The organism is Candidatus Pantoea deserta, from assembly GCF_003813865.1.
In the GTDB taxonomy this organism is placed as follows: domain Bacteria; phylum Pseudomonadota; class Gammaproteobacteria; order Enterobacterales; family Enterobacteriaceae; genus Pantoea; species Pantoea deserta.
In genome coordinates this window covers 18,620-32,217 of sequence record NZ_RMVG01000004.1, presented here as the reverse complement: position 1 = coordinate 32,217, position 13,598 = coordinate 18,620, and the positions used below count along the sequence as shown (strand labels likewise).

The window sequence follows — 13,598 nt, the reverse complement described above, 5'->3', positions numbered from 1 at the left end:
GAGAGGGAAATCAGGGATGAAAATTTACCGCCCGTTATGGAATGAAGGGGCGCTGCTGGCCCCTCAGCAGTTCCAGCAGCAGTCTGAATGGGATGCATTTTCCCGGGCCGGTATTGCCGCCCGCGGAAATGCTTTCCCCTGGGGCGTTGGTCGGGTTGAACTGGATGACGCGATGCTTGCCTCCGGCCGCGTGCAGGCGCAGTCACTGCGCCTCTGGCTCCCGGATGACACGCTGGTTGATACCCGATTCAGTGACTTGCCTCCGGAGCCACGTGAAATCGAGGCACCGGCTTCTGCAGGCAATGCCCCGGTGACAGTGTATGTGGCGTTACCGGTGATGCAGGCCGGGATCGTCAATGTGCAGACAGACACGCTATCTGCAGAGCGCCCGCTGCGCTATCGGGAAGCCTGGGAGACAATCACCGACCGCTTCGGTCAGGAAGAAGAGTCGATGGCGGTAGCTCGGTTTAATCTGGCATTCCGTTTCGGACATGAAGACAACGGCGCCTGGGATACCTGCGCCATTGCCCGTCTGTTGCAGGACGGGCAGGGGGGCTGGCGTCAGGATTCTGACTTTATCCCGCCGATGGCGCTGTTCTCGGCAAGTCGTAATCTGTGTGAACGTCTTGCGCTGCTGAATCGCCAGCTGCGTTCCCGCCGCCAGCGCCTGATGTCCATGCGTCGTGAAAGTAATGACCGGATGGCTGACTTTGCTGTCGCTGACGTGTCGCTGTTCTGGCTGCTGAATGCCCTGAACTCGCATGCCAGGGTGCTCTCTGAGTATGAGCGTTTTCCTGACAGGCATCCTGAGCAGGTCTGGGCCGAGCTGGTACGTCTTGCCGGCAGTATGCTGACCTTCTCGCTTGAGCACGATCTGGATGCCATTCCGGGTTATGACCACCGCGCGCCGGAAAAAACCTTTCCGCCGCTGTTTGAACTGATCAGCGAGCTACTGGAAGCCAGCCTGCCGTCACGAGTGGTGGCGGTCAGGATGGAGCGTCTGGATCCGGAGACCTGGAAAGCGGTACTGCATGATATTCGTCTGCGCGATGAAGCAGATTTCTACCTTTCCGTGCGGGGCAGTCAACCGGCATGGCAGATTGCCGAAAGATTCGCAGATATGTGTATTGCCGGTGCCCCGGCGAATGTCGGCGAAGTGTCCGGCGTGGCCGTAGAAGGGATTGGCCTCATCGCCCTGAGTCGTGTTCCGGCTGCACTGCCGGTGCGTCTGGAAAATCAGTACTTTGTGCTGGATATGGAAAGCCCGGCGGCCCGCGAAATGCTGGATCAGGGAGTGTGCGTATTCTACGTTCCATCGCTGCTCGGCGAGCTGGAGCTTGAACTGTTTGCGGTGCTGCGCTCATGAATAAGGTTATCGACATTGATACCCTGATGGCGGAGACCTGGCTAACCGTAGCGCAATTGCGTCACGGTGGGCAGGTGACGGATGGCCCTGCGCTGTATGCGGCCTGCAAAGCGCAGGTGGAAAGCGTACGCGAGGCGCTGGAGCGCGCCGGGCTGGGTGCTGAAAGTATTGACCACATCACTTATGCCCAGTGCGCCCTGCTGGACGAAACCGTCATGAACCGTAAACCCGTGGCTCAGCAAGCGGAAAATGCGCAAGCGGCAGTATCCGGCGACAGTGCCCCCGATGCGCTGAATATGACCCTCGATGCCGGGCAACGCGCCTGGCGTTCTGCGCCACTTCAGGCGGTTTACTTCGGATCCCTGAGAGCTGGCGGGGCCTTGTATGATCGTATCGCGGAGGTACTGCGTCAGCCCGCGCCGGAGCCTGCGGTGCTGACCTGCTACCAGCGGGTACTGGCGCTGGGGTTTCAAGGGCAATACAGCCTCTCCGGGGTGGGACAGTCACAGCGTGATGAGGTGATCGCCGCGCTGAATAAGCGAGTGCCACCCCTGGAAAGCGTGGCATCACTGGTGGTTCAGAAGACCGGAGGCCGTCGTTACAACCTGCTGCGGTCCGTCTGGTTCTGGATTGTGCTGGCGGTGATCCTGACCGGTGCGGTGTGGCTGGGGGGGCATCTGTGGTTGCAGGATCTGCTGCACCAGCAACTGCCGGAGCAGCCCTGATGCATGGAAAAACAGTCGTCCGGGCTGCCCTGCCGGTAGTGCTCTGCCTTGCCGCCGTGCTGTGGCTGGTATGGGGATTCCTGTCCTGGCCGGTTGCCGGGAAAGTCTTCCTGACCCTGGTGGCCTTGCTGGTTGCGGGCATGCTTGCCCGTCATCGTTACCGTCAACAGCGACCGGTACAGCTGGCTGATGAGGGCGAAATTTTCCCGCCCGACAGTCATACCGGACCGGTGGTGCTGGTCTGCGGGGATGTGGACGATAACATGTTCGCAGCAGGGCAAACACGTGGCACGGCGCAGGGCTGGTACCTCCGGATAGCTGAACTGACCAGACTCACGCCTTTCGCAGAGCGTCTGCTGGCCCGTACGCCGACGATGGCAGGCCAGCTCACCGTGATGTACCGTTGTTTGCCGGACCAGCATGAAGATGAGGCGCTATTGCGCGCCTCCCTGAAAGCTCTGCGCGTGCAGATGAAGCAGTTGCGGGACCTGACCGGCTATAGCGTGCCGGTGGTACTGAATACCGAATTCAGCGGTCCGGAAACGCCCTGGATGGTGGTACGCGGAAATACGGTCCTGGTGTGTCCTGAAGATGAACCTGCCCTCATCCTCAGCGAATGGCAGCGGTCCCCGCAGACGGTCTTTATTCAGCCATACCTGACCCAGGCGACATTGCTGCTTCACGCTGTGATGCTGGATGAACTGGGCAAAGCGGACAGGCTGTGTCCGGCCATACGACCGTTTGCCGTCACCCTGCGTCTTGGATCGGTATCCACCTCGGCAGCCGCGCTGTGGCCACGATTATTGTTCCGCCAGACCCGCATTGCCCCTTCCGGTCGTGCCACGGCCTATGAACCACGCTGGCATTTTGCCGATGCGGTACTCCCGCTGCTTGCCCCCTATACCACCCCGTTGCAGGGTGGGAAAACCGGGTGTTGGGTGGTGATGGTTCTGCTGTTCTGCGCCCTGGGCGCCATTGCCCTGTCCGTGCGACATAACCAGTCGCTTATCCGCAAGGTAAGCGCCGACCTTCAGCGCTGGCAGGCTATCCCGATGAACCACTATGACCCGAAAGCGCAGGCCCTACATGCCCTGCAGCAGGATGCATTGCTGCTGGAACGCTGGCAGCGTCAGGGCGAGCCCCATCGCTACGGACTCGGGCTGTATCCGGGCAACCGCCTGTGGCTGGCGGTACAGCAGGCCATTGATATGTATGTGCCTCCGCCTCCGCCGCCAAAACCGAAGCCGAAGCCGATACCGAAAATTGTCCGTCTCGACAGTATGTCGCTGTTTGATTCCGGCAAAGCGATGTTGAAAACCGACTCCACCAAAATGCTGGTCAATTCCCTGGTCGACATCAGAGCGAAGCCGGGCTGGCTGATCGTGGTGGCGGGACACACCGATAACACAGGTAACCCGAAACTCAATCAGAGCCTGTCCCTGAAGCGTGCCGCAGCGGTACGCGACTGGATGCGCGATACCGGTGATGTGCCGGAAAGCTGTTTCGCGGTGCAGGGCTATGGCGCAAGCCGTCCGATCGCAACTAATGATACTGCGGAGGGCCGGGCGCTCAACCGCCGTGTCGAAATCAGTCTGGTACCTCAGGCAGATGCCTGTCAGATACCGGACCACACCCAGGCGTCATCTCAGGACGATGGCGCATCACTACAAAATGGAGAGTAATGCCATGGCAATTCCTGTTTATCTCTGGCTGAAAGACGACGGCGGCGCGGACATCAAAGGGTCTGTGGACGTTCAGGATCGTGACGGCAGCATCGAAGTGGTTGCTCAGGAACACAAGCTGTATATCCCGACCGACAATAACACCGGCAAGCTGACCGGCACCCGTATCCACACGCCGTTCCTCTTCACCAAGGAAATCGACTCCTCCAGCCCGTACCTCTATAAGGCGGTGACCACCGGTCAGACCCTCAAGTCTGCGGAATTCAAGTGGTACAAAATCAACGACGCGGGCCAGGAAGTGGAGTACTTCAACACCAAGCTCGAGAACGTAAAGGTGGTGAAAGTGAACCCTGTGATGCACGACATCAAGGATCCTGCTTTCGAGAAGCATAACCACCTCGAGCAGATTGAGCTGCGCTACGAAAAAATCACCTGGACCTACAAAGACGGCAACATCATTCATTCCGATTCCTGGAACGAACGCGCTACTGCATAACCCACGAGCGGGCAGAGCTTCTCTGTCCGCTTTTCTTTTTGCTGAGCGTCTGCCGCTGCGGGCGTTCAGCAAAAACATCATATCCCGGAAACAGACCTTATGGGCCTCGGTAACGGCCAGGGGCGGTAGCGTGCCTGAACGGTCACTCAACAGTGAGCAAGCAAACATGGAAAACCCGGCAATCCTTCTTCGACGTCTTAATCCTTTCTGCGCGCGCGCGATGGAAGGGGCAGCCTCTCTGTGTCAGACCCGCGCCCATGCGGAAATTCTGCCAGAGCACTGGCTGTTGAAACTGCTGGAGCAGGGCGAAGGTGACCTTACCGTGCTGGCACGCCGTTACGAGTGGGATATGGACGCCATCTGGCAGGATTTGCTGGGCTGGCTGGATAAACAGCCGCGCTCAGTGCGTCAACGCCCGCAGTTGTCTGACGCCATTCAGATGCTGATGCAGGAAGCCTGGCTGATTGCTTCTCTTAATGGCGAGGAACAAATTCGCAGCATCCATCTGCTAATGGCGCTGGTTGACAAACAGAAACTGGTTCGCTGTGACGGGCTGTGGCCGCTGCTGACGCTGGGCCAGAGTCAGCTGGAACGTCTGCGTCCACTGCTTGATGGGCAGTCGGATGAACGTCCGGAGGTGCAACACGAAGAGCAACTGGCACAAAACCATGGTGGTGAGGTGGAGTTTGTTGGCCGCCCGGTTGGCGCAGAACTGAAAGAGGGGGAACTGACCCCAGCCCTGCAGAACGCGCTGGATAAATTCACTCTCGACGTCACCGCCAAAGCCAGAGAAGGCAAAATCGACCCGGTCTTTGGTCGTGATACCGAAATCCGCCAGATGGTGGACATTCTCTCGCGCCGTCGCAAGAACAACCCGATTCTGGTGGGTGAGCCAGGTGTAGGGAAAACAGCGCTGGTGGAAGGTCTTGCACTGCGTATCGCCGAAGGTAACGTACCTGAATCCCTCAAGCCGGTAATCCTGCGCACCCTTGACCTCGGCCTGTTGCAAGCGGGGGCAGGGGTTAAGGGCGAATTTGAACAGCGCCTGAAAAACGTCATCAATGCTGTACAGCAGTCGCCCACCCCGATTTTGCTGTTTATTGATGAAGCCCACACCATCATTGGCGCGGGCAACCAGGCAGGTGGTGCAGATGCGGCCAACCTGCTCAAACCCGCTCTGGCCCGTGGCGAACTGCGCACCATCGCTGCCACCACATGGTCTGAATACAAACAATATTTTGAGCGTGACGCCGCTCTTGAGCGCCGCTTCCAGATGGTGAAAGTGGACGAGCCGGATGACGATACCGCCTGCCTGATGCTGCGCGGTCTCAAATCCCGTTACGCCGAACACCACAACGTGCACATCACCGACGATGCTGTGCGTGCGGCCGTTACGCTGTCCCGCCGTTACCTGACGGGGCGTCAGCTGCCGGACAAGGCCGTTGACCTGCTGGATACCGCCGCGGCGCGTGTGCGTATGAGCTTCGACACGGTGCCTGAACAAATTGTGCGTCTGAAAGCACAGCTGACCGCGCTGGAACTGGAAGAGCAGGCGCTGCTGGAAGATATTGCCGCAGGCAGCAACCGTCATGGTGACCGCCTGGATGTGATTGAGCAGCAGCGGACTGAACTGGAAGCGCGTATCGGGGAGCAGGAAGCACGTTTCAGCAACGAAAAGGCGCTGGCACAGCAGCTGATGGCCAGTCGCCAGGACATCAGTCAGCAGGCTGAAATTACTGAGCTGCAACAGCAACTGGAGCAGGCACAGCAGGGTGATGTGTTGGTTCAGGTGGATGTGGATACCCGCACGGTTGCCAACGTGATAGCCGACTGGACCGGCGTACCGCTCTCTTCCCTGATGAAAGACGAACAGACCGAACTGCTGACCCTGGAAAACGAAATCGGCAAACGTGTGGTAGGTCAGGATGTCTCGCTTAATGCCATCGCGCAACGCCTGCGTGCGGCGAAAACCGGACTGACGTCCGAGAACGGTCCACAGGGCGTGTTCCTGCTGGTTGGCCCGAGCGGCGTCGGTAAGACCGAAACCGCGCTGGCGCTGGCGGACGTGCTGTACGGAGGTGAAAAATCCCTGATTACCATTAACCTCTCCGAATACCAGGAGCCGCACACGGTTTCCCAGTTGAAAGGCTCGCCGCCGGGTTACGTCGGCTATGGCCAGGGCGGCATCCTTACCGAGGCTGTACGCAAGCGCCCGTACAGTGTCGTACAGCTTGATGAAGTGGAAAAGGCGCACCGCGACGTCATGAATCTCTTCTACCAGGTGTTCGACCGCGGATTTATGCGCGACGGCGAAGGGCGTGAAATCGACTTCCGTAACACCGTCATTCTGATGACATCAAATCTTGGCAGCGATCCCCTGATGCAGCTGCTGGACGAACAGCCGGACGCCACTGAAGGCGACCTGTACGAATTGCTGCGCCCGATTTTGCGCGACCACTTCCAGCCGGCGCTGCTGGCCCGCTTCCAGACAGTGATTTACCGCCCGCTGGCCGAAGCGGCCATGCGTACCATCGTGCAGATGAAACTCGATCAGGTCAGTAAGCGCCTGAACCGTCACTATGGTCTGACCACGCATATCGGTGAAAACCTGTATGACGCGCTGACGTCAGCCTGCCTGCTGCCGGATACCGGCGCACGCAACGTCGACAGCCTGCTCAGTCAGCAAATCTTGCCGGTGCTGAGCCAGCAACTGCTGGCCCACATGGCCGCGAAACAGAAACCACACACCCTGACGCTTGGCTGGAATGACGAAGAAGGCATTGTTCTGGAGTTCGATGCCGTGCAGAAGACACAGCCGGAGGTGAACGATGACTGAAAGCTTAAGCAGTCTGGCAAAAAAGGCGATGGATGAAGCCCTGGGCCTGTCACGTTACCGGGTGGATGTGCATGACTGTTCTCACTTTCTGGACGTGTTGCGCTATCGTGCCACTGAAACGCTGAGCCAGCCGTGGCATTACGATGTTACCTTCACCTGTGCGGCGAGCATTGCCAGCAATGAGGTGATGCTGAAACCGGCATCCTTCACCTTCCAGACGCCATTGTTTGATGGCACGCCAGCTGTGCCGGTGCGCACGGTATACGGCGTGGTGGATGCGTTCCGCCGTGTCTCCGTGTCAGGAGATGAAATCACCTATGCCCTGCGCATTGTTCCACGCATTGCCCTGATGCAGCACACCCAGCGTAGCGAGGTGTATCTGAACCAGTCGGTACCGGAAGTGGTGGAGCAGATCCTCCGCTCCCACGGACTGGAAGGGGCCGATTTTGAGTTCCGCTTATCACAGCATTACCCGGTACGCGAACTCATCACCCAGTGGCGTGAGACAGACCTGGCCTTTGTTCAGCGTCTGCTGGCCGAAGTCGGTATCTTCTGGCGCTTCGAGATGGATGGCTGCATTGAACAGGATGTGGTGATTTTCCAGGACAGCCAGATGCAGTATCAGTTTGGCGTGAAGCTGCCCATTATTCCGCCGTCGCGTACCAGTGATAACGGTCAGGAGAGCGTCTGGGATATTCGGCCAACAGACCGCGTAGTCACCGGTAGTGTGGCTACCCGCGACTATAACTACCGTGATGCGCTGACTCCACAGGACAGTTCGGTGACGGTTCGCAAGGAGGGTGAGGCCACCACCGGTGAGGTGTATCACTACGCTGAGCCGTTCCTGAGTCAGGGGGATGAGCAGACTCCGGAGAGCGGTGCCTGGTATGCCCGCCTGCGCCATGAGCGCTACCTCAATGCTCAGCAAACAGTAACGGGGCGAGCAAGCAGGCCGGTTCTGGCTCCGGGCGAAGTGCTGGAGCCACAGGGCAGTGGGCTGCCTGACTCGCTGAAGAACGGCATCGTCATCACAGGTATTCATACCTCAGGTGCACGTGACAAAGGCTTTCAGCTGCGCTTTACGGGCATTCCTTACAGCGAAACGGTCTGTTTCCGTCCGGCGCTTCTAAACCGCCCGGTGATAGCCGGTTCTCTGCCAGCCCGGGTGGAAAGCGATGAGAAGCATGATACCTACGCTTACCTGGACAGGCAGGGGCGCTACCGTGTCCGGCTCGATTTTGACCGTAACAGCATGGAGCAGGGATATGCCTACCTCTGGCTGCGCCTGGCGAAACCTTATGCCGGAGATACCTACGGCTTCCATTCCCCGCTGCTCGACGGGACTGAAGTCTCAGTAATGTTTGACGGCGGCGACCCTGACCGGCCGTACATCGCCCATGCTCAGCATGATTCCGAACACCCTGACCACGTCACGCGTGACAACCATACGCGCAATATCTGGCGTACGGCGGGGGATAACAAATTCCGTCTGGAAGACAAGCGTCAGGAGGAGCATTTCAAGCTGGCGACCCCTCACGGGAAAACGCAGCTCAATGGCGGTCATGTGGTGGACGCCCGGCGCGAGCCGCGTGGTACCGGTTTTGAACTGCGCACCGATGAATACGGGGCGCTGCGTGCCGGACGAGGAATGTTCCTGACCGCCGATGCACAGCCTGCGGCGCAGGGCAAAATGCTGGACATGGCACCTGCTATTGAACGCCTGAATCAGTCAGCGGCCGAAATGAAGCGGCTCAATCTGCTCGCGCAGCAGGCTCAGGCACTCACATGCGACCTTGAAAGCCAGAACAGACTGCTGGAAAACCGCCTGAAAGACCTTCAGTCCGCCGTCCTGCTGGGCAGTGCACCGCAGGGCGTGGCGTTCACTTCGGGAGAGCACCTTCAGATGACCAGCAAGCAGAACACCATTCTGAATGCGGGGCAGCATCTGGATATGGGAGCAATGAAAAACATCACACTGGCCGCCAGCGAGTCTGTCGGGCTGTTTGCTCATCAGTCCGGGGCGAAGATGATTGCTAATCAGGGTGATGTTGAGATCCGCGCAGAAGCGAGTTCGATGGAGATGTCATCAGAGCTGCTGTTTACCATCAGCAGCAACAAGGATGAGCTGCTCATCAGTGCGCCTAAACTGCGACTCAACGGCGGCGGCTCCAGTATCACGCTGGACAACGGCGGCATTCTGGAAGAAACCCCAGGGGATTACCTGGTCAAATCTGCGCATTACCGCTCACCGATGGCGGGTGGCAGCATGGACATTACGCCGCCTGAGTTCAGCCAGACAAGTGCCAGCGTGACGCCGCCCAAAACGCGTCATATCCCTTCACGTTAAGGATAACCGGAATGAAAATCTGTTTTCCTGCCCGGAAAGCGAATGGCGGGCAGTACGCCACCGTGGATGAGATGATGCAGCCGCTCTGTCAGGAGCCACACGGCTTCTGGCTGGCCGGAACAAATAACATGTGGCACGGCGGGATCCACATCACGAGTAAGAGCGCTCCTGGCTCCGTGTTGACAAATGAAACGGCAGACACGGCGGTGCCGCTTCAGTTTATGGCGGGCGGCGAAGTGGTGGCCTGGCGCATTAATCAGGACTATCTGACCGGTAAATACATCAATAACCCGCTGCAGTATTCCAGTACCTTTGTGCTGGTCAAATCGACCTGTACGCCCGATCCCGAAAAGAAGGACAACGGCCTTGATTTTTACTCGCTGTATATCGGGCTTGCTCCGCTGTCTGCTTTTCCGGAGCACAGGCTGTATCAGGTTACGGATAAGGGTGACGGGCTGCGTCAGCGTGAATATACCGGCAAGGAAAAAGACGGAGATAAGGCCCCGGTTGTGAAGGATAAGCTGAAAGCGGGTGACAGCGTCATTGTGTTGCGGGAGACCACCTTCGACCTGGAGGGACAGACGCAGAGGTTCGGACTTGCCCGGGCGCTCAACAGCAAATCTGAAATGACCGGCGGGGCGTTCTGGGTGTCGCTTGACCCGCAATTCGTGACCCCCGTGGGTGAGCAAAGGGCGCATCTGCCTGCCTGGATGCAGCAGGCGGTTGCGCAGGGGACGTTTGATACCGTCGTTAAACCGGCAACCAGAATGGAGGTTGCAGCAGGCGATGCCGTGGGTTACCTGGCGGAAGACATTGCCCCTGACAGCACGGGTGGCGTGGAGAAAAGTGCGTTCGTACATGTTGAAGTGCTCAGCACCGACGGCCGGATGGTCGATTTTCTGAGCAATACGGCACAGGTGAAAAGTGGCCCGAAATATATTCATATTCATCCGGAGAGTTCCGTCTATGCCCGTGCCGGGGATAACTTCACCAAAACCGAAGGTAAGGTAAAGAAAGATATTCACAAAATCATGCCGCAGGACACATGCCATCCGTTTACCGACAGCAGCGGCAAGCGCTGGTTTGATATCGGAGACGGGGCCTGGGTAAGCGAAGACGATGTCGATGCGGATATCGGGCAGTACGACCTGGATAAGCTTGGCTTTAAAGCATTTGAAGAGCCGTCCACATCCGATATGACGAAATCCCTGCGTGAGGGGTGGATCAAGGACGGGTTCACCAGAATCGCAGAGTGGGTGCGGCCTGAGCGCGGTATCCGGGAAAAACAAGTCTCTGACTACTACAGAGCCCTGCTGCGGAAAATGGACAGCGATAACAGCGGCGACCTTTCCGGTGAAGAACTGCGTCACGCGGTTAATTATGCGGAGCTGGATGTCAGGGATATCGCGGCGCGGATGGTGGTCAGACACGACAGTGAATGGTTCGGTGGCAGCAGCCATCACCGCTGGGGAACGTTTTTAAAGCAGCTGGATCCGCTGTGCATCAGCTATGTCAGACAGTGGTTTGACGACATGGAATGGATGAGCAGGGTGGACGAATTCAGCAGTGGTGCGCCTGTCTGGCATATGCATCCAGTTGTGTTTTTGGATGCAATTGCTGAAAAGTATGGTGATACTATTGATTTCAATACAACTTTAGGTGTGTATCGTATATCAAAAAAATCAGCTGAATTCATTTTATCTTGGGAAGCATATGTTCCTAAACCCTATGTTCCTGGTGGGGATCAGTCAAGCGGAGTGACTGTCGGATATGGTTATGATTTAGGGCAACAGACGACATCATCAGCTCGCGAATTATTAAGTGCTTATTATTCAAATGCACAAGTTGAAAGATTGCTGACCGCAATAGGGAAAAAAGGTGATAATGCCAGGGCAATCGTTCATGGGCTGGCAGATATAACCATCACTAAAGATAAAGCTTTAGATATGGCAATGGTTTTAAAGCAAAGGTATTGTCAGAAAGTTGTGGATGCTTATCCACAGGCCATTAATCTACCACCGGATAGCGCGGGTGCAATGCTATCACTAATTTACAATCGTGGGCCATCATTAGCACTCTCTAAACCAAATGATTCAATAGATAGCCGACGAGAAATGAGAGAGATTCGAGATGACTTTGCTCATGGAAATGAAATTAAAATCCCGAGTCGCCTACGAAGTATGAAGCGATTATGGTCAAATCAGCGAGGTTTGATAAGGCGCCGTGAAGGCGAAGCCCAGTTGATCGAGAACGAGTTAGGGAAAGGTGATTAAAATGAAAGGTATTATAATTAAAGTTATAGCCTTAAGTATGCTTTTAGTATCATCATTGGTTTATGCTTGCGGTGATAATCCTAATGCAATGGTTCAAGGACCATTCAAAGATAGCGCATTCAATAATGGGGTCATTTGTTTTCAATACTCTCCAGATAAAAGAGATATTGATTTTTATCAAAGTTATTTATCCGTTAACGGGAAGGTTAACAAAATAGTTGATACATTTAGTTACTCTGATGCTCCTGCTGAGGTTTTCTCCGTATTCTTTACCACAATTGCTGGCAAGAAAAATGTGGTTGTTCTTCTGCGCTGGAATGTTAATTATTTCATTGATGGTGTCAAGTATCCATATCACTATGAAGTAAAAGCATATAACGCTACTAAAGACTCAGGTTATGAGTTGTTCTTGGATTCAGATAGGGACTCAAATTTATCAGGTTTTCAAACAAAATACAATGAAAAAGGATCTAACTATAAATTAGATAATGTGAGCAAGATAAAAAAATATTTACACAATAAATATGGTGATTGATTTCAGTATGCTAAACATCGGCTCGGGTAGGGTGCTAATGAATAATTGCTAAAGTAAATTTCATGAAGAATAAGTGTGTTTTATTGACATTCGCTGCGTCTATATTATCTCCAATTGCAAAGGCTGATTCTCCAAGTGAGCAGATTAATTATGAGAGAATAAAAGATGCATATTCTAAAGCAGATGCTGAACTGAATTTTTTATATAGAAAGCAAATTCAGGAGTATAAGAAGGAAGGGGCGGAGTTTTATGGGCAAAGTGAATCACGCGATATATATTTTAAAAAATCTCAATTGGCATGGATAAAAATGCGTGACGCTAGCTGTGATTATGAAACTTATGAGTCCAAAACAGGGGTTGCATTTTCAATTATATATGAGAAATATCTATGAGATAAAACAAATGAACGAATTGAATGACCCAAGAAATACAACTGAATCGTGTTGAGTCTTTATTTTTTCCTTTGGGTAATCACAGGGTTAAATGTACCTTCTGAAAACTTGAGTTTTTATGATTTGACATTTAAAGCAAACGGATGAGCAGGGTGGACGGATTCAGCAGTGGTGCACCTGTCTGGCATATGTATCCGGTAATTTTTTTGAACGCCATTGCAGATAAACGTACTATTCATATAACAGTGGATATGCTTTATAAAGTGTTCAATAGCTTAAAATCACTTACGAAGTCCTCATTCCTTCAGGAAATTGCGGATGAGATTAATACTCATGCAAGTGAATATAAATTGGATACCATTTTGAGAGTCAACCACTTTTTTGCTCAATTAAGAGAGGAGATGGGCAGTGCTGCAAGCCCTGTCGAGGGTCTTAATTACAGCGAAGAGGGGCTAAAGGCTAATTTTAGCTATTTTAGAACTCATCCTGCAGAAGCAAAGGAATACTCATATACTAAAGTTAATGGAAAAATCACGAAACATGCAAATGAGATTGCTATTGCTGATAGGGTTTATGCTAACAGATTAGGGAATGGAAATGTTTCGTCAGGTGATGGAAGTACATACCGAGGTAGAGGTGGTATTCATCTAACAGGAAAAGTAAATTACCAAGGGTTTTCCGATTACTATAAAAAGAACTGGAGCACTGATGTTGATTTTATAAACAATCCATCAATGCTTGAGAAAGGGACCTATTGCGTACGCTCAGCTGTTTACTTCTGGCTCCGTGAAAAACTTTATGATCTTGCTGATCAGGTTGATACGGGAGAAGTAGTAGATAAAATCACGGCAAAAGTGAATCTGTATACAACTAGCTATGCAAAACGACGCGAACATTTTGAAAAAATAAAATCAACTAACGTCTTTGCTGATGCGTTTTAATTGAT

Annotated in this window: 10 protein-coding genes; all 10 read left to right on the top strand. The window is 54.3% G+C overall.

Translation table 11 applies throughout. The annotated features are described in order from the left end of the window. Window positions 1-16: 16 nt before the first annotated feature. The 10 genes from tssK to BBB56_RS07635 all read left to right on the top strand — a co-directional run bounded on the left by tssK (window position 17) and on the right by BBB56_RS07635 (window position 13,593). Complete coding sequence (gene tssK, locus BBB56_RS07680) at window positions 17-1,366, top strand: type VI secretion system baseplate subunit TssK (protein WP_123800385.1); 1,350 nt, start codon at window positions 17-19, stop codon at window positions 1,364-1,366. Then, a complete protein-coding gene (gene tssL, locus BBB56_RS07675; protein WP_123800384.1) occupies window positions 1,363-2,091 on the top strand; it encodes a type VI secretion system protein TssL, short form in 729 nt (242 codons plus the stop codon). The genes tssK and tssL overlap by 4 nt, the downstream gene beginning before the upstream one ends. Then, on the top strand, window positions 2,091-3,773 hold the full coding sequence (locus BBB56_RS07670; protein ID WP_123800383.1) for an OmpA family protein: 1,683 nt from the start codon (window positions 2,091-2,093) through the stop codon (window positions 3,771-3,773). The genes tssL and BBB56_RS07670 overlap by 1 nt, the downstream gene beginning before the upstream one ends. Before the next feature lie 4 nt (window positions 3,774-3,777). Further along, window positions 3,778-4,269: a type VI secretion system effector Hcp gene (gene hcp, locus BBB56_RS07665; RefSeq protein WP_123800382.1), complete on the top strand. Its 492-nt coding sequence runs from the start codon at window positions 3,778-3,780 to the stop codon at window positions 4,267-4,269. Between the two features lie 166 nt (window positions 4,270-4,435). Beyond that, the gene (gene tssH / locus BBB56_RS07660; RefSeq protein WP_123800565.1) at window positions 4,436-7,105 is read left to right on the top strand and encodes a type VI secretion system ATPase TssH; all 2,670 of its coding nucleotides are present in this window, start codon (window positions 4,436-4,438) and stop codon (window positions 7,103-7,105) included. Further along, entirely contained in the window at window positions 7,098-9,452 is a 2,355-nt protein-coding gene (locus BBB56_RS07655; protein WP_123800381.1) for a type VI secretion system Vgr family protein, read from the top strand. The genes tssH and BBB56_RS07655 overlap by 8 nt, the downstream gene beginning before the upstream one ends. Window positions 9,453-9,463: 11 nt before the next feature. Continuing rightward, window positions 9,464-11,725 (top strand): pesticin C-terminus-like muramidase, encoded by a 2,262-nt coding sequence (locus BBB56_RS07650; protein WP_123800380.1) that lies wholly within the window; start codon window positions 9,464-9,466, stop codon window positions 11,723-11,725. Window position 11,726: 1 nt separating this feature from the next. After that, a complete protein-coding gene (locus BBB56_RS07645) occupies window positions 11,727-12,260 on the top strand; it encodes a hypothetical protein (RefSeq protein WP_123800379.1) in 534 nt (177 codons plus the stop codon). Window positions 12,261-12,322: 62 nt separating this feature from the next. Continuing rightward, entirely contained in the window at window positions 12,323-12,652 is a 330-nt protein-coding gene (locus BBB56_RS07640; RefSeq protein WP_123800378.1) for a lysozyme inhibitor LprI family protein, read from the top strand. A 152-nt stretch (window positions 12,653-12,804) separates the two neighbouring features. Beyond that, entirely contained in the window at window positions 12,805-13,593 is a 789-nt protein-coding gene (locus BBB56_RS07635) for a glycoside hydrolase family 19 protein (protein WP_199756219.1), read from the top strand. Window positions 13,594-13,598 lie beyond the last annotated feature (5 nt).